This window comes from Klebsiella sp. HMSC25G12 (genome assembly GCF_001807705.1).
In the GTDB taxonomy this organism is placed as follows: Bacteria; Pseudomonadota; Gammaproteobacteria; order Enterobacterales; family Enterobacteriaceae; genus Klebsiella; species Klebsiella variicola.
Window position 1 is genome coordinate 1 of sequence record NZ_KV789792.1, and the last position, 17014, is coordinate 17014.

The 17014-nt window shown below is 53.2% G+C and carries 13 protein-coding genes; 10 read left to right on the top strand and 3 right to left on the bottom strand.

The window, feature by feature from the left end:
- The 10 genes from HMPREF3096_RS28415 to dcuB all read left to right on the top strand — a co-directional run.
- Nucleotides 1-105, top strand: a 105-nt coding sequence (locus HMPREF3096_RS28415; RefSeq protein WP_001691594.1) for an EF-Tu C-terminal domain-related protein, incomplete at its 5' end; no start/stop codon positions are given.
- Nucleotides 106-443: 338 nt separating this feature from the next.
- Entirely contained in the window at nt 444-827 is a 384-nt protein-coding gene (gene secE / locus HMPREF3096_RS01685; protein ID WP_002883772.1) for a preprotein translocase subunit SecE, read from the top strand.
- A 1-nt stretch (nt 828) separates the two neighbouring features.
- A complete protein-coding gene (gene nusG, locus HMPREF3096_RS01690) occupies nt 829-1374 on the top strand; it encodes a transcription termination/antitermination protein NusG (RefSeq protein ID WP_007665882.1) in 546 nt (181 codons plus the stop codon).
- A 156-nt stretch (nt 1375-1530) separates the two neighbouring features.
- On the top strand, nt 1531-1959 hold the full coding sequence (gene rplK / locus HMPREF3096_RS01695) for a 50S ribosomal protein L11 (RefSeq protein ID WP_008808007.1): 429 nt from the start codon (nt 1531-1533) through the stop codon (nt 1957-1959).
- Between the two features lie 3 nt (nt 1960-1962).
- The gene (gene rplA / locus HMPREF3096_RS01700) at nt 1963-2667 is read left to right on the top strand and encodes a 50S ribosomal protein L1 (protein ID WP_008808006.1); all 705 of its coding nucleotides are present in this window, start codon (nt 1963-1965) and stop codon (nt 2665-2667) included.
- Between the two features lie 414 nt (nt 2668-3081).
- A complete protein-coding gene (gene rplJ, locus HMPREF3096_RS01705; protein WP_001207203.1) occupies nt 3082-3579 on the top strand; it encodes a 50S ribosomal protein L10 in 498 nt (165 codons plus the stop codon).
- Between the two features lie 66 nt (nt 3580-3645).
- Nucleotides 3646-4011, top strand: a complete 366-nt coding sequence (gene rplL, locus HMPREF3096_RS01710) for a 50S ribosomal protein L7/L12 (RefSeq protein ID WP_002884142.1) — start codon at nt 3646-3648, stop codon at nt 4009-4011.
- Between the two features lie 324 nt (nt 4012-4335).
- A complete protein-coding gene (rpoB, locus tag HMPREF3096_RS01715; RefSeq protein WP_008808005.1) occupies nt 4336-8364 on the top strand; it encodes a DNA-directed RNA polymerase subunit beta in 4029 nt (1342 codons plus the stop codon).
- Nucleotides 8365-8440: 76 nt separating this feature from the next.
- Nucleotides 8441-12664 carry a DNA-directed RNA polymerase subunit beta' gene (gene rpoC / locus HMPREF3096_RS01720; protein ID WP_008808004.1) on the top strand — a complete coding sequence of 1408 codons (4224 nt, stop codon included), beginning with the start codon at nt 8441-8443 and terminating at the stop codon, nt 12662-12664.
- Between the two features lie 400 nt (nt 12665-13064).
- Nucleotides 13065-14405 (top strand): anaerobic C4-dicarboxylate transporter DcuB, encoded by a 1341-nt coding sequence (dcuB, locus tag HMPREF3096_RS01725; RefSeq protein ID WP_008808003.1) that lies wholly within the window; start codon nt 13065-13067, stop codon nt 14403-14405.
- 43 nt (nt 14406-14448) lie between these two features.
- On the opposite strand, the gene HMPREF3096_RS01730 is transcribed toward dcuB, so the two are convergent.
- From HMPREF3096_RS01730 to HMPREF3096_RS01740, 3 genes are all read right to left on the bottom strand, one after another.
- Complete coding sequence (locus HMPREF3096_RS01730; RefSeq protein ID WP_008808002.1) at nt 14449-14766, bottom strand: PTS lactose/cellobiose transporter subunit IIA; 318 nt, start codon at nt 14764-14766, stop codon at nt 14449-14451.
- A gap of 3 nt (nt 14767-14769) precedes the next feature.
- A complete protein-coding gene (locus HMPREF3096_RS01735) occupies nt 14770-15075 on the bottom strand; it encodes a PTS sugar transporter subunit IIB (protein WP_002884150.1) in 306 nt (101 codons plus the stop codon).
- 171 nt (nt 15076-15246) lie between these two features.
- Complete coding sequence (locus tag HMPREF3096_RS01740; protein WP_012543212.1) at nt 15247-16779, bottom strand: sensor domain-containing diguanylate cyclase; 1533 nt, start codon at nt 16777-16779, stop codon at nt 15247-15249.
- Nucleotides 16780-17014: the final 235 nt, after the last annotated feature.

Genomic DNA, 17014 nt, shown 5'->3' on the forward strand with positions numbered 1-17014 from the left:
GTTACCCTGATCCACCCGATCGCGATGGACGATGGTCTGCGTTTCGCAATCCGTGAAGGCGGTCGTACCGTTGGCGCGGGCGTGGTTGCTAAAGTTCTCGGCTAATCGCTGATAACATTTGACGCAATGCGCAATAAAAGGGCATCATTTGATGCCCTTTTTGCACGCTTTCATACCAGAACCTGGCTCATCAGTGATTTTTTTTGTCATAATCATTGCTGAGACAGGCTCTGAAGAGGGCGTTTATACACCAAACCATTCGAGCGGTAGCGCGACGGCAAGTCAGCGTTCTCCTTTGCAATAGCAGGGAAGAGGCGCCAGAACCGCCAGCGTTGAAGCAGTTTGAACGCGTTCAGTGTATAATCCGAAACTTAATTTCGGTTTGGATCGCCTCGCCCCCGCGGGGTGAAATTGTTTGTAGAATACTTCTGACAGGTTGGTTTATGAGTGCGAATACCGAAGCTCAAGGGAGCGGGCGCGGCCTGGAAGCGATGAAGTGGATTATCGTTGCCGTGCTGCTGATCGTGGCGATCGTGGGCAACTTCCTTTATCGCGACATTATGCTGGCGGTGCGTGCGCTGGCCGTGGTTATTCTTATTGCTGCTGCCGGTGGCGTCGCGCTGTTGACGACGAAAGGTAAGGCGACCGTTGCTTTTGCTCGCGAAGCGCGAACTGAAGTGCGTAAAGTGATTTGGCCGACTCGCCAGGAAACGCTGCATACTACGCTGATTGTTGCTGCCGTGACTGCAGTAATGTCACTGATCCTGTGGGGACTGGATGGTATTCTGGTTCGCCTGGTCTCCTTTATCACTGGCCTGAGGTTCTGAGATGTCTGAAGCTCCTAAAAAGCGCTGGTACGTCGTTCAGGCGTTTTCCGGTTTTGAAGGTCGCGTAGCTACTTCGCTGCGTGAACATATCAAATTACACAACATGGAAGAGTTGTTTGGCGAAGTCATGGTTCCAACCGAAGAAGTGGTTGAAATCCGTGGCGGCCAGCGTCGCAAAAGCGAACGTAAATTCTTCCCAGGCTACGTTCTGGTTCAAATGGTCATGAACGACGCGAGCTGGCACCTGGTGCGCAGCGTACCGCGTGTGATGGGCTTCATCGGCGGTACTTCCGACCGTCCGGCGCCGATCAGCGACAAAGAAGTCGATGCTATCATGAACCGCCTGCAGCAGGTTGGCGATAAGCCGCGTCCGAAAACGCTGTTTGAGCCGGGCGAAATGGTTCGTGTCAACGATGGTCCGTTCGCTGACTTTAACGGCGTCGTTGAAGAAGTGGACTATGAGAAGTCCCGCCTGAAAGTTTCTGTTTCTATCTTCGGTCGTGCGACGCCGGTAGAACTGGACTTCGGTCAGGTTGAGAAGGCGTAAGCCGGCGATCAAAAAAGCAGCGATTTAATCGTTGCATAGGGCGCGAAATTGGCATACAATTTCGCGCCTTTTGTTTTTATGGGCCTGGCCCGTAAAACGATGTTTAATCACGGGGAGCTTCTCTGAAGCGTTAATACCCAATTTGAGGATTTAAGAATGGCTAAGAAAGTACAAGCCTACGTCAAGCTGCAGGTTGCAGCTGGTATGGCAAACCCGAGTCCGCCGGTTGGTCCAGCACTGGGTCAGCAGGGCGTTAACATCATGGAATTCTGCAAAGCGTTCAACGCAAAAACTGAATCCATGGAAAAAGGTCTGCCAATCCCGGTTGTTATCACCGTTTACGCTGACCGTTCTTTCACTTTCGTTACCAAAACCCCGCCGGCAGCAGTTCTGCTGAAAAAAGCGGCTGGTATCAAGTCCGGCTCTGGTAAGCCGAACAAAGATAAAGTGGGTAAAATTTCCCGCGCTCAGCTGCAGGAAATCGCGCAGACCAAAGCTGCCGACATGACTGGTGCCGACATTGAAGCGATGACTCGCTCCATCGAAGGTACTGCACGTTCCATGGGCCTGGTAGTGGAGGACTAAGAAATGGCTAAACTGACCAAGCGCATGTCCGTGATCCGTGACAAAGTTGATGCAACTAAACAGTATGACATCAACGAAGCCATCTCTCTGCTGAAAGAACTGGCTACTGCTAAGTTCGTTGAAAGCGTTGACGTTGCTGTAAACCTGGGCATCGATGCTCGTAAATCTGACCAGAACGTACGTGGTGCAACTGTACTGCCGCACGGTACTGGCCGTTCTGTTCGCGTTGCCGTATTTGCCCAGGGCGCAAACGCTGAAGCTGCTAAAGCTGCAGGCGCTGAGCTGGTAGGTATGGAAGATCTGGCTGACCAGATCAAGAAAGGCGAAATGAACTTTGACGTTGTTATTGCTTCCCCGGATGCAATGCGCGTTGTTGGCCAGCTGGGCCAGGTTCTGGGTCCGCGCGGCCTGATGCCAAACCCGAAAGTGGGTACCGTAACCCCTAACGTTGCTGAAGCGGTTAAGAACGCTAAAGCAGGTCAGGTTCGTTATCGTAACGACAAAAACGGCATCATCCACACCACCATCGGTAAAGTGGACTTTGACGCTGACAAACTGAAAGAAAACCTGGAAGCTCTGCTGGTTGCGCTGAAAAAAGCAAAACCGACTCAGGCGAAAGGCGTGTACATCAAGAAAGTTAGCATCTCCACCACCATGGGTGCAGGTGTTGCAGTAGATCAGGCTGGCCTGAACGCTTCTGCAAACTAATGCCTTTACGTGGGCGGTGATTTTGTCTACAATCTTACCCCCACGATTCTGTCAATAAGACAGACGCTATGCGAGTCATTTGAATTGCAGCAAGGCAGCAATCGAGTGAATCACCGGGAGTGTAGTTAACTACATGACCGGTGTGAACGAGAGCAGCTAACGCCGCTGCGGTTCGAAGGACGAAGTCATAGAAAGAATTTGTTCGTTGGAGCCTGGCCTATCCAGGCCTCCGTCGAAGACCGCAGGTGTTTCGCAAGAAACTTAATCCCCTGCGTAGACGGTGACAGAACGCTAAGATTATTTTTTGGATACTCTGGCTTGTTTCTGCTCACCGTATTTAGACGCTCTTTTCGTTGAATTGAGTGAAGTGAGTTCCAGAGCATAAGCTCTGGCAAACATCCAGGAGCAAAGCTAATGGCTTTAAATCTTCAAGACAAACAAGCGATTGTTGCTGAAGTCAGCGAAGTAGCCAAAGGCGCGCTGTCTGCAGTAGTTGCGGATTCCCGTGGCGTAACTGTAGATAAAATGACTGAACTGCGTAAAGCAGGTCGTGAAGCTGGCGTATACATGCGTGTTGTTCGTAACACCCTGCTGCGCCGCGTCGTTGAAGGTACTCAGTTCGAGTGCCTGAAAGACACGTTTGTTGGTCCGACCCTGATTGCATACTCTATGGAACACCCGGGCGCTGCTGCTCGTCTGTTCAAAGAGTTCGCGAAAGCGAATGCAAAATTTGAGGTCAAAGCCGCTGCCTTTGAAGGTGAGCTGATCCCGGCGTCGCAGATCGACCGCCTGGCAACTCTGCCGACCTACGAAGAAGCAATTGCACGCCTGATGGCAACCATGAAAGAAGCTTCGGCTGGCAAACTGGTTCGTACTCTGGCTGCTGTACGCGATGCGAAAGAAGCTGCTTAATCGCAGTTATCTTTATAAAGCATTCGCTTACGTATAAACTTATTCTGATATTCAGGAACAATTTAAATGTCTATCACTAAAGATCAAATCATTGAAGCAGTATCCGCTATGTCCGTAATGGACGTTGTTGAGCTGATCTCTGCAATGGAAGAAAAATTCGGTGTTTCCGCTGCTGCTGCTGTAGCTGTAGCTGCTGGCCCGGTTGAAGCTGCTGAAGAAAAAACTGAATTCGACGTAATTCTGAAAGCTGCTGGCGCTAACAAAGTTGCTGTTATCAAAGCAGTACGTGGCGCAACTGGCCTGGGTCTGAAAGAAGCTAAAGACCTGGTAGAATCTGCTCCGGCTGCACTGAAAGAAGGCATCAGCAAAGACGACGCTGAAGCTCTGAAAAAATCTCTGGAAGAAGCTGGCGCTGAAGTTGAAGTTAAATAAGCCAACCCTTCCGGTTGCAGCCTGAGAAATCAGGCTGAGGCTGGTGACTTTTTAGTCACCAGCCTTTTTGCGCTGTAAGGCGCCAGTAGCATTTCACACTGTTTGACTGCTGGTTTGCCTGACAATGCTTGTTTCTATCGACGACTTAATATACTGCGACAGGTTAGGGTTCCTGGGCTGTGTAAATCGCAACGAAATGGTTTAAGCGTGATAGCAACAGGTATTGCGGAAAGTGTTCCATTTTCCGGTCAACAAAATAGTGTTGCATAAAAAACTGCCTTACTTAGGCAGACGGGTCGACTTGTCAGCGAGCTGAGGAACCCTATGGTTTACTCCTATACCGAGAAAAAACGTATTCGTAAGGATTTTGGTAAACGTCCACAAGTTCTGGACATACCTTATCTCCTTTCTATCCAGCTTGATTCGTTCCAGAAGTTTATCGAGCAAGATCCTGAAGGGCAGTATGGTCTGGAAGCAGCCTTCCGTTCCGTATTCCCGATTCAGAGCTACAGCGGTAATTCAGAGCTGCAATACGTCAGCTACCGTCTGGGCGAACCTGTTTTTGATGTTAAAGAATGTCAGATCCGTGGCGTAACTTATTCTGCACCGCTGCGCGTAAAACTGCGTCTGGTGATCTACGAGCGCGAAGCGCCGGAAGGCACCGTTAAAGACATCAAAGAACAAGAAGTCTACATGGGCGAAATCCCGCTCATGACCGACAACGGTACCTTTGTTATCAACGGTACCGAGCGTGTTATCGTTTCTCAGCTGCACCGTAGCCCGGGCGTCTTCTTTGACAGTGACAAAGGTAAGACCCACTCCTCCGGTAAGGTCCTGTATAACGCACGTATCATCCCTTACCGCGGTTCCTGGCTGGACTTCGAATTCGACCCGAAAGACAACCTGTTCGTTCGTATCGACCGTCGTCGTAAACTGCCGGCAACCATCATTCTGCGCGCGCTGAATTACACCACTGAGCAGATCCTTGACCTGTTCTTCGAGAAAGTGGTCTTTGAAATTCGCGACAACAAGCTGCAGATGGAGCTGGTACCGGAGCGTCTGCGCGGTGAAACCGCCTCCTTCGATATCGAAGCCAACGGTAAAGTGTACGTTGAGAAAGGCCGTCGTATTACTGCGCGCCACATTCGCCAGCTGGAAAAAGACGATATCAAACATATCGAAGTTCCGGTTGAGTACATCGCGGGTAAAGTTGCTTCTAAAGACTACATCGACGAAGCGACCGGCGAACTGATCTGCCCGGCGAACATGGAGCTGAGCCTGGATCTGCTGGCTAAACTGAGCCAGTCCGGCCACAAGCGTATCGAAACGCTGTTCACCAACGATCTGGACCACGGTCCGTACATTTCTGAAACGGTACGCGTCGACCCGACCAACGATCGTCTGAGCGCGCTGGTAGAAATCTACCGCATGATGCGCCCTGGTGAGCCGCCGACTCGCGAAGCGGCTGAAAGCCTGTTTGAGAACCTGTTCTTCTCCGAAGACCGCTACGATCTGTCCGCGGTTGGTCGTATGAAGTTCAACCGTTCTCTGCTGCGCGACGAAATCGAAGGTTCCGGTATCCTGAGCAAAGACGACATCATCGAAGTGATGAAGAAGCTCATCGATATCCGTAACGGTAAAGGCGAAGTCGATGATATCGACCACCTCGGCAACCGTCGTATCCGTTCCGTTGGCGAAATGGCGGAAAACCAGTTCCGCGTTGGCCTGGTACGTGTAGAGCGTGCGGTTAAAGAGCGTCTGTCTCTGGGCGATCTGGATACCCTGATGCCTCAGGATATGATCAACGCCAAGCCGATTTCCGCAGCAGTGAAAGAGTTCTTTGGTTCCAGCCAGCTGTCCCAGTTTATGGACCAGAACAACCCGCTGTCTGAGATTACGCACAAACGTCGTATCTCCGCACTCGGCCCAGGCGGTCTGACCCGTGAACGCGCAGGCTTCGAAGTTCGAGACGTACACCCGACGCACTACGGTCGCGTATGTCCAATCGAAACGCCTGAAGGTCCGAACATCGGTCTGATCAACTCCCTGTCCGTGTACGCACAGACTAACGAATACGGTTTCCTTGAGACCCCGTATCGTAAAGTGACCGACGGTGTGGTTACCGATGAAATTCACTACCTGTCTGCTATCGAAGAAGGCAACTACGTTATTGCTCAGGCGAACTCCAACCTGGATGAAAACGGCCACTTCGTAGAAGACCTGGTTACCTGCCGTAGCAAAGGCGAATCCAGCTTGTTCAGCCGCGACCAGGTTGACTACATGGACGTATCCACCCAGCAGGTGGTATCCGTCGGTGCGTCCCTGATCCCGTTCCTGGAGCACGATGACGCCAACCGTGCATTGATGGGTGCGAACATGCAACGTCAGGCGGTTCCGACTCTGCGCGCTGATAAGCCGCTGGTTGGTACCGGTATGGAACGTGCTGTTGCCGTTGACTCCGGTGTTACTGCGGTGGCTAAACGTGGCGGTACCGTTCAGTACGTGGATGCTTCCCGTATCGTTATCAAAGTTAACGAAGACGAGATGTACCCGGGCGAAGCAGGTATCGACATCTATAACCTGACCAAGTACACCCGTTCTAACCAGAACACCTGCATCAACCAGATGCCTTGCGTGTCCTTGGGCGAACCCATTGAGCGCGGCGACGTGCTGGCCGACGGCCCGTCCACCGACCTTGGTGAACTGGCGCTGGGTCAGAACATGCGCGTAGCGTTCATGCCGTGGAACGGCTACAACTTCGAAGACTCCATCCTCGTCTCCGAGCGTGTTGTCCAGGAAGACCGTTTCACCACCATCCACATTCAGGAACTGGCGTGCGTGTCCCGTGACACCAAGCTGGGGCCGGAAGAGATCACCGCTGACATCCCGAACGTGGGTGAAGCTGCGCTCTCTAAACTGGATGAGTCCGGTATCGTTTATATCGGCGCGGAAGTGACCGGCGGCGACATTCTGGTTGGTAAGGTAACGCCGAAAGGTGAAACCCAGCTGACGCCGGAAGAGAAACTGCTGCGTGCGATCTTCGGTGAGAAAGCGTCTGACGTTAAAGACTCTTCTCTGCGCGTACCGAACGGTGTCTCTGGTACCGTTATCGACGTTCAGGTCTTTACCCGTGATGGCGTAGAAAAAGACAAACGTGCGCTGGAAATCGAAGAGATGCAGCTGAAGCAGGCGAAGAAAGACCTGTCTGAAGAACTGCAGATCCTCGAAGCCGGTCTGTTCAGTCGTATCTACGCGGTGCTGGTCTCCGGTGGCGTTGAAGCTGAGAAGCTCGACAAACTGCCGCGCGATCGCTGGCTGGAACTGGGCCTGACCGACGAAGAGAAACAGAATCAGCTGGAGCAACTGGCTGAGCAGTATGACGAACTGAAACACGAGTTCGAGAAAAAACTCGAAGCGAAACGCCGTAAAATCACCCAAGGCGACGATCTGGCACCGGGTGTGCTGAAGATTGTTAAGGTATACCTGGCCGTTAAACGCCGTATCCAGCCTGGTGATAAGATGGCAGGTCGTCACGGTAACAAGGGTGTTATCTCTAAGATCAACCCGATCGAAGATATGCCGCACGATGCTAACGGTACGCCGGTAGATATCGTACTGAACCCGCTGGGCGTACCGTCTCGTATGAACATCGGTCAGATCCTGGAAACTCACCTGGGTATGGCTGCGAAAGGCATCGGCGATAAGATCAACGCCATGCTGAAACAGCAGCAAGAAGTCGCGAAACTGCGCGAATTCATCCAGCGTGCTTACGATCTGGGCGCTGACGTTCGCCAGAAAGTTGACCTGAATACCTTCAGCGATGAAGAAGTTCTGCGTCTGGCTGAAAACCTGCGTAAAGGCATGCCGATCGCAACGCCGGTATTCGACGGTGCGAAAGAAGCTGAAATCAAAGAGCTGCTGCAGCTGGGCGACCTGCCGACTTCCGGTCAGATCACCCTGTTTGACGGCCGCACCGGTGAACAGTTCGAACGTCCGGTAACCGTGGGTTACATGTACATGCTGAAACTGAACCACCTGGTCGACGACAAAATGCACGCTCGTTCCACCGGTTCCTACAGCCTGGTTACTCAGCAGCCGCTGGGTGGTAAGGCGCAGTTCGGTGGTCAGCGCTTCGGTGAGATGGAAGTGTGGGCGCTGGAAGCTTATGGCGCGGCCTACACCCTGCAGGAAATGCTCACCGTTAAGTCTGATGACGTGAACGGTCGTACCAAGATGTATAAAAACATCGTGGACGGCAACCACCAGATGGAACCGGGCATGCCGGAGTCCTTCAACGTACTGTTGAAAGAAATCCGCTCGCTGGGCATCAACATCGAACTGGAAGACGAGTAACTCTCGCTCAAACAGGTCACTGGTGCCGGGATAAAACCCGGCGCCAGATTGTGCTAACTCCGACGGGAGCAAATCCGTGAAAGACTTATTAAAGTTTCTGAAAGCGCAAACTAAAACCGAAGAGTTTGATGCGATCAAAATTGCTCTGGCATCGCCAGACATGATCCGTTCATGGTCTTTCGGTGAAGTTAAAAAGCCGGAAACCATTAACTACCGTACGTTCAAGCCTGAGCGTGACGGTCTGTTCTGTGCTCGTATTTTCGGGCCAGTAAAAGACTATGAGTGCCTGTGCGGTAAGTACAAGCGCCTGAAACACCGCGGTGTGATCTGTGAGAAGTGCGGCGTTGAAGTGACCCAGACTAAAGTGCGTCGTGAGCGCATGGGCCACATCGAGCTGGCATGCCCGACGGCGCACATCTGGTTCCTGAAATCGCTGCCGTCCCGTATCGGCCTGCTGCTGGATATGCCGCTGCGCGATATCGAACGTGTACTGTACTTCGAATCCTACGTGGTTATCGAAGGTGGCATGACCAACCTCGAACGCAACCAGATTCTGACTGAAGAGCAGTACCTGGATGCGCTGGAAGAGTTCGGTGACGAATTCGACGCGAAAATGGGTGCGGAAGCGATCCAGGCGCTGCTGCGCAATATGGATCTGGAGCAGGAATGCGAACAGCTGCGTGAAGAGCTGAACGAAACCAACTCCGAAACCAAGCGTAAAAAGCTGACCAAGCGCATTAAGCTGCTGGAAGCGTTCGTTCAGTCTGGCAACAAGCCGGAATGGATGATCCTGACCGTTCTGCCGGTTCTGCCGCCAGATCTGCGTCCGCTGGTTCCGCTCGATGGCGGCCGTTTTGCGACTTCTGACCTGAACGATCTGTATCGTCGCGTCATTAACCGTAACAACCGTCTGAAACGTCTGCTGGATCTGGCTGCGCCGGACATCATCGTACGCAACGAAAAACGTATGCTGCAGGAAGCGGTTGACGCCCTGCTGGATAACGGCCGTCGCGGTCGTGCGATCACCGGTTCTAACAAACGTCCTCTGAAATCTTTGGCCGATATGATCAAAGGTAAACAGGGTCGTTTCCGTCAGAACCTGCTCGGTAAGCGTGTTGACTACTCCGGTCGTTCTGTTATCACCGTAGGTCCATACCTGCGTCTGCATCAGTGCGGTCTGCCGAAGAAAATGGCGCTGGAGCTGTTCAAACCGTTCATTTACGGCAAGCTGGAACTGCGTGGCCTGGCCACCACCATCAAAGCCGCTAAGAAAATGGTTGAGCGCGAAGAAGCCGTTGTTTGGGATATCCTGGACGAAGTTATCCGCGAACACCCGGTACTGCTGAACCGTGCGCCAACGCTACACCGTTTAGGTATCCAGGCATTCGAACCGGTTCTGATCGAAGGTAAAGCTATTCAGCTGCACCCGCTGGTTTGTGCGGCCTATAACGCCGACTTCGATGGCGACCAGATGGCTGTTCACGTACCGCTGACGCTGGAAGCCCAGCTGGAAGCGCGTGCGCTGATGATGTCTACCAACAACATCCTGTCCCCGGCGAACGGCGAACCAATCATCGTTCCGTCTCAGGACGTTGTACTGGGTCTGTACTACATGACCCGTGACTGTGTTAACGCCAAAGGCGAAGGCATGGTGCTGACTGGCCCGAAAGAAGCGGAGCGTATTTATCGCGCCGGTCTGGCCTCTCTGCATGCGCGCGTTAAAGTGCGTATCACTGAATACGAAAAAGACGAGAATGGTGAATTCGTCGCGAAGACTAGCCTGAAAGACACGACCGTTGGCCGTGCCATTCTGTGGATGATCGTACCGAAAGGTCTGCCGTTCTCTATCGTGAACCAGGCGCTCGGTAAGAAAGCGATCTCCAAGATGCTGAACACCTGTTACCGTATTCTGGGCCTGAAACCGACCGTTATTTTTGCGGACCAGACGATGTACACCGGCTTTGCTTATGCAGCGCGTTCAGGTGCATCCGTTGGTATCGATGACATGGTCATCCCGGAGAAAAAATACGAAATCATCAGCGAAGCGGAAGCGGAAGTTGCTGAGATTCAGGAACAGTTCCAGTCTGGTCTGGTCACCGCGGGCGAGCGCTACAACAAAGTTATCGATATCTGGGCTGCGGCGAACGATCGTGTATCCAAAGCGATGATGGATAACCTGCAAACCGAAACCGTGATTAACCGTGACGGTCAGGAAGAGCAGCAGGTTTCCTTCAACAGCATCTACATGATGGCCGACTCCGGTGCGCGTGGTTCTGCGGCACAGATTCGTCAGCTGGCTGGTATGCGTGGTCTGATGGCGAAGCCGGATGGCTCGATCATCGAAACGCCGATCACCGCGAACTTCCGTGAAGGTCTGAACGTACTCCAGTACTTCATCTCCACCCACGGTGCGCGTAAAGGTCTGGCGGATACCGCACTGAAGACAGCGAACTCCGGTTACCTGACTCGTCGTCTGGTTGACGTTGCCCAGGACCTGGTCGTCACTGAAGACGACTGCGGCACCCTGGAAGGCATCACCATGACGCCGGTTATCGAAGGTGGCGACGTTAAAGAGCCGCTGCGCGATCGCGTACTGGGTCGTGTGACTGCTGAAGACGTTCTGAAGCCGGGTACCGCGGACATTCTGGTTCCACGCAACACGCTGCTGCATGAGCACTGGTGTGACCTGCTGGAAGAGAACTCCGTTGACTCCGTCAAAGTTCGTTCCGTTGTATCCTGTGACACCGACTTTGGTGTATGTGCGCACTGCTATGGTCGTGACCTGGCGCGTGGCCACCTTATCAACAAAGGTGAGGCTATCGGCGTTATCGCGGCACAGTCCATCGGTGAGCCGGGTACACAGCTGACGATGCGTACGTTCCACATCGGTGGTGCGGCATCTCGTGCGGCTGCTGAATCCAGCATCCAGGTGAAAAACAAAGGTAGCATCCGTCTGAGCAACGCGAAGTCGGTTGTGAACTCCAGCGGTAAACTGGTTATCACCTCGCGTAACACCGAGCTGAAACTGATCGACGAATTCGGTCGTACCAAAGAAAGCTATAAAGTGCCTTACGGCTCCGTTATGGCGAAAGGCGATGGCGAACAGGTTGCCGGCGGTGAAACCGTTGCAAACTGGGATCCGCATACCATGCCGGTAATCACCGAAGTGAGTGGTTTCGTCCGCTTCACTGACATGATCGACGGCCAGACCATTACTCGTCAGACCGACGAGCTGACCGGTCTGTCTTCGCTGGTGGTTCTGGATTCTGCAGAACGTACCTCCGGTGGTAAAGATCTGCGTCCAGCGCTGAAAATTGTTGATGCTCAGGGCAACGACGTTCTGATCCCAGGCACCGATATGCCTGCTCAGTACTTCCTGCCGGGTAAAGCGATTGTTCAGCTGGAAGATGGCGTACAGATCAGCTCTGGTGACACCCTGGCGCGTGTTCCGCAGGAATCCGGCGGTACCAAGGACATCACCGGTGGTCTGCCGCGCGTTGCGGATCTGTTCGAAGCACGTCGTCCGAAAGAGCCGGCAATCCTGGCTGAAATCAGCGGTATCATTTCCTTCGGTAAAGAAACCAAAGGGAAACGTCGTCTGGTTATCACCCCGGTAGACGGTAGCGAACCGTACGAAGAGATGATTCCGAAATGGCGTCAGCTGAACGTGTTCGAAGGTGAACGTGTAGAACGTGGTGACGTGGTTTCCGACGGTCCGGAAGCACCGCACGACATTCTGCGTCTTCGTGGCGTGCACGCGGTAACGCGTTACATCACCAACGAAGTGCAGGACGTTTACCGTCTGCAAGGCGTTAAGATTAACGATAAGCACATTGAAGTTATCGTTCGTCAGATGCTGCGTAAAGCGACCATCGAAAGTGCTGGTAGCTCCGACTTCCTCGAAGGCGAGCAGGTTGAATACTCCCGCGTTAAGATCGCTAACCGCGAGCTTGAAGCGAATGGCAAAGTGGCGGCAACCTATTCCCGCGACCTGCTGGGTATCACCAAAGCGTCTCTGGCAACCGAGTCCTTCATCTCCGCGGCCTCGTTCCAGGAGACCACTCGCGTGCTGACCGAAGCAGCCGTTGCGGGCAAACGCGACGAACTGCGCGGTCTGAAAGAGAACGTCATCGTGGGTCGTCTGATCCCGGCGGGTACCGGCTATGCGTACCACCAGGATCGTATGCGCCGTCGCGCAGCGGGCGAACAGCCAGCTGCTCCGCAGGTGAGCGTAGAAGAAGCGTCTGCCAACCTGGCAGAACTGCTGAACGCAGGCCTGGGCGGTTCTGACAACGATTAATCGTTGATGCACTGCTAAAAAGCCGGTCAGGTTTCCTGACCGGCTTTTTTATTGTTTGTTCGCCGCCTCACCCTCTTCTTTAATTACATTTACGACATATTAACGCCGCATATTTTTAGCAATTAATTCATATAAAATATCCATCCCCCGTTCACTGGAAAAACCTTTGTTTATATATGGGTAAAAGTTCTACTCATATCAAAAAATAATCAATCCAAAGGCGATATATTCAAAATACCTAATGAATCATGGGATTACTTCTGCTGCTTTATCTTCGAAGCTACGGCTCTGGAGAGGGATCGCCGCATCTCATGCTTCTCCCGATAAGACGCAGAAATAATACCGGCAGGCAGGTGTTGGTCATTTCTTTTGGTCTGAGTGGACAGGCTCTGGGGGCTGCATGGAATTTGCGATACAACTCATTATTATCTTAATTTGTCTGTTTTATGGTGCCCGAAAAGGCGGTATTGCGCTGGGCCTGTTGGGCGGCATCGGTTTGGTTATCCTTGTTTTTGTGTTCCACCTTCAGCCGGGTAAACCACCGGTTGATGTAATGCTGGTGATCATTGCCGTCGTGGCCGCTTCGGCCACGCTACAGGCGTCCGGCGGGCTGGATGTCATGTTACAGATTGCCGAGAAGCTGCTGCGGCGCAACCCGAAATATGTTTCAATCGTCGCGCCTTTCGTCACCTGCACGCTGACCATTCTCTGCGGTACCGGACACGTGGTGTACACGATCCTGCCGATTATCTACGATGTCGCCATTAAGAATAACATTCGTCCGGAGCGTCCGATGGCGGCCAGCTCCATAGGTGCCCAGATGGGGATCATCGCCAGCCCGGTCTCGGTAGCGGTGGTGTCGCTGGTGGCGATGCTGGGGAATTTTACCTTTAACGGTAAACACCTGGAATTTCTCGACCTGCTGGCGATAACCATTCCGTCCACGCTGCTGGGGATCCTGGCGATTGGTATCTTCAGCTGGTTCCGTGGCAAAGATCTGGATAAAGACGAAGCCTTCCAGGCGTTTATTGCGGTACCGGAAAATCGCCATTACGTCTATGGCGATACGGCGACGCTGCTGGATAAAAAGCTGCCGACCAGCAACTGGATTGCGATGTGGATCTTCCTTGCTTCCATCGCCGTGGTGGCCCTGCTCGGCGCGTTTTCCGAACTGCGTCCGGCCTTCGACGGTAAGCCGCTGTCGATGGTGCTGGTGATCCAGATGTTCATGCTGCTCTCCGGGGCATTGATCATCATCATTACCAAAACCAACCCGGCGTCGATTTCTAAAAATGAGGTTTTCCGTTCGGGAATGATCGCTATCGTCGCGGTATACGGCATCGCGTGGATGGCGGAAACTATGTTCGGCGCGCATATGACCGAGATTAAAGGTGTGCTCGGGGAGATGGTGAAGGAGTACCCGTGGGCTTACGCCATCGTACTGCTGCTGGTTTCGAAGTTTGTGAACTCTCAGGCGGCAGCGCTGGCGGCGATTGTTCCGGTGGCGCTGGCCATCGGCGTCGACCCGGCCTATATCGTGGCTTCCGCGCCGGCCTGCTATGGCTACTATATTCTGCCGACCTACCCAAGCGATCTGGCGGCGATCCAGTTCGACCGCTCAGGGACCACCCATATCGGCCGCTTTGTCATTAACCATAGCTTCATCCTGCCCGGGCTCATCGGCGTCGGTGTCTCCTGCGTGTTTGGCTGGGTATTCGCCGCGATGTATGGTTTTCTTTGAGAGGGGACGGGCGCCGGCAGCGGCGCCCGTTAAATCCGCGAGATTACTGCGCGAGCGGCAGACGACGATAGAGTTCAATCATATCGGTCGCCAGATCCTGAATGACCATGGCGTTCATCAGGTGGTCCTGAGAGTGAACGGTGATCAGGTTGACCGGCAGCTTACCGGTGCCTTCATCCAGGCCGATGAGCTGGGTCTGGATTTTATGCGCATGTTTGACGAACTCATGGGACTCGGCCATGGCCTGCTCGGCTGCCGCAAAGTCACCTTTCCGTGCTAACTGGAGAGCAGTGAGCGCCGCGCTACGTGCGGAACCGGCATTAACCAACAGCTCCATGATGATCGTTTCTAAATCTTCCATCGATTACTCCAGCATCTTCAGGGCTTTATCCAGAACGGCATCGCCTTTCATCATGCCGTAGTCCATCATATCGATCACCGCGACTTTCTTGCCGAATGGATCGGCCAGCGCCTGCAGTTTCGCCTGCTCATATTTCACCTGCGGGCCGAGCAAAATAATGTCGGCGGCGGCCAGGTTATCTTTAAACTCGGCGACCGGGACGGCCTTGATAGAAACCTCAACACCTTTTTTCTGCGCGGCATCTTGCATACGCTGAACCAGCATGCTGGTGGACATACCGGCGGCACAGCACAAAACGATATTCTTCATAGTCAGTGGCCCTTGTGTTCCGTGATGTCTTATCTTTATCGCGGCCCTGGCGATGCGACAACCGCTTTACCGTGATTGTGTGTAAGTCATCACACAAAAATTGAAACCGGTTTCATTTTTGCCGATAAAAATAAAAAAGCCCACCGAAGTGGGCGGCCGCGTCCTGTTGTCTCACGCGCGGAGGATGCGGTTTTTACCTTGTTGCTTGGCTTTGTAAAGTGCCTCATCGACGCTCACCACCAGCTTATCCAGCGGCTCCATATTCCATTCCCCCAGTCCGGCGCTAAAGGTGACCGTCAGGCCATCTTCGCGCCAGGTACGCCGTTCGACGTTGACCCGCCATGTTTCCAGTAGCGTTCGGGCGTTATCGATGTGTTCGGCAGGAAAGACCACCGCGAACTCTTCACCGCCGTAGCGATAAAGGGAAATCTCCAGCGGCTGGAGGACCTGCAGCCCCTCGCGGGCGACGTTGCGCAGGACGATATCGCCGTTGAGGTGTCCCCAGGTGTCGTTGATCGATTTGAAGTTATCGATATCGACCAGGGCAAGGGCGAAAGGTTGGTGATCGTTCATCAGCGCGGCGATATCGCTGTCGAAGGCGCGGCGGTTTTTGCAGCCAGTGAGGGCGTCGATGGTGGCCTGGCGAACGTAGGTCAGTTCACGCTGTTTGTTGGTTTCAATGGCTTTACTCAGCATTGCCTCAAGGCGCGGAGCGCGTTTGACGTCGCCGGTTTTAATCGCATTGATGATATTCATCAGCACGGTACGGGAAGCATGACGCAGATAAAGGCCGAACAAGAGGATGATAATCGCCGCGAGTGAGAAACCGCCGATCACTAAGTTTGTCTCATGGCGCGTCAGATTGATCAGGGTGGCGTTATCGACACGGTAAATCACGAACCAGTCGGGATTGGTAAAGGAGTAGTAGTAATACCAGGTATCGCTCCTGACATCGTAAAGCTGCCCCTCTCCGCTGGTCATTTTATCCATCAGTTCGTCGCTGACGAAGGGTTTAAACAGCGCGCCCGGGTCGGAGTGCAGGACAACTTTGCCATCCCGCTGCACCACAAAAAATTCCCCCTGTACGGGGGCGACCATCTGCCGTAGCGCGAACCCCATGGAGGTGAGATCTAGATGAAAAGCCAGGCTGCCCTTGAGTTTACCCTCCGGAGTAATGATGGGTTTGAAAATGGTAATCGTCGGATGGTGGGTGAAAAAGTCCATATACGGGCTGGTGTAGTGGCTGAAGGTGCTGGCTTCTGCCTGTTTGATAAACCAGGGCCGCGTTTTGGGGTCGAAAGCCAGGCTGTCTTCATTTTTCAGTACTTCCGGGGCGCGCAGATAGTGGCCCTCGGTATCCGCCAGCGAGATGGATGAGACGCTTGGCATCATGTTCTGTAACTGCATTAGCGTGGTTAACCCTTTCTCCGGATCAACGTTCACCGCGCGGTTCAGTTCGTCATTACGGGCAAAGAAGGTGGCCGCGCGGCCGAGGATAAAATCATTTTCCCGCAGCAGCGTTTCCGTATAGTTGATGGCCAGGTTGTGGGTAAAGTTGCGGTTAATATCGTGATAATCTTCGAGAAAATCTTTCCGCTGTGCCAGGGTGACAAAAGTAGCAATCAGCATGAAACTGAGCAAAATGCCGGCAAACCCCACGACGATTGGTGTCGTAAAAGAGAGTTTTCTGTTGTGTAGCGCCATGAATCGTTAATCGTCCCGGATGTATAAACCAAGGGTCCGAACGCAGCTTGTGTCAGCGAGCCTGCCGATCGAATCAGTTAACTATTGCTCAATTATAACTCTGAGGCCTTCATCTATCGTGATTTATATTCGTCGATAATGAACCGGCCCTCGCGCAGCGCGGAGAGGCAGGGCGAAAATGAGGAAGAAAACGTTCGCCCTGGTCAGCGTCCGCTGCTGACCCGGGCAGAATAGA

Excerpts from the sequence above, each read along its gene's own strand:
- secE (WP_002883772.1), top strand. The coding sequence starts at position 444 with ATGAGTGCGAATACCGAAGCTCAAGGGAGCGGGCGCGGCCTGGAAGCG.
- nusG (WP_007665882.1), top strand. The coding sequence starts at position 829 with ATGTCTGAAGCTCCTAAAAAGCGCTGGTACGTCGTTCAGGCGTTTTCC.
- rplK (WP_008808007.1), top strand. The coding sequence starts at position 1,531 with ATGGCTAAGAAAGTACAAGCCTACGTCAAGCTGCAGGTTGCAGCTGGT.
- rplA (WP_008808006.1), top strand. The coding sequence starts at position 1,963 with ATGGCTAAACTGACCAAGCGCATGTCCGTGATCCGTGACAAAGTTGAT.
- rplJ (WP_001207203.1), top strand. The coding sequence starts at position 3,082 with ATGGCTTTAAATCTTCAAGACAAACAAGCGATTGTTGCTGAAGTCAGC.
- rplL (WP_002884142.1), top strand. The coding sequence starts at position 3,646 with ATGTCTATCACTAAAGATCAAATCATTGAAGCAGTATCCGCTATGTCC.
- rpoB (WP_008808005.1), top strand. The coding sequence starts at position 4,336 with ATGGTTTACTCCTATACCGAGAAAAAACGTATTCGTAAGGATTTTGGT.
- dcuB (WP_008808003.1), top strand. The coding sequence starts at position 13,065 with ATGGAATTTGCGATACAACTCATTATTATCTTAATTTGTCTGTTTTAT.
- HMPREF3096_RS01730 (WP_008808002.1), bottom strand. The coding sequence starts at position 14,766 with ATGGAAGATTTAGAAACGATCATCATGGAGCTGTTGGTTAATGCCGGT.
- HMPREF3096_RS01735 (WP_002884150.1), bottom strand. The coding sequence starts at position 15,075 with ATGAAGAATATCGTTTTGTGCTGTGCCGCCGGTATGTCCACCAGCATG.
- HMPREF3096_RS01740 (WP_012543212.1), bottom strand. The coding sequence starts at position 16,779 with ATGGCGCTACACAACAGAAAACTCTCTTTTACGACACCAATCGTCGTG.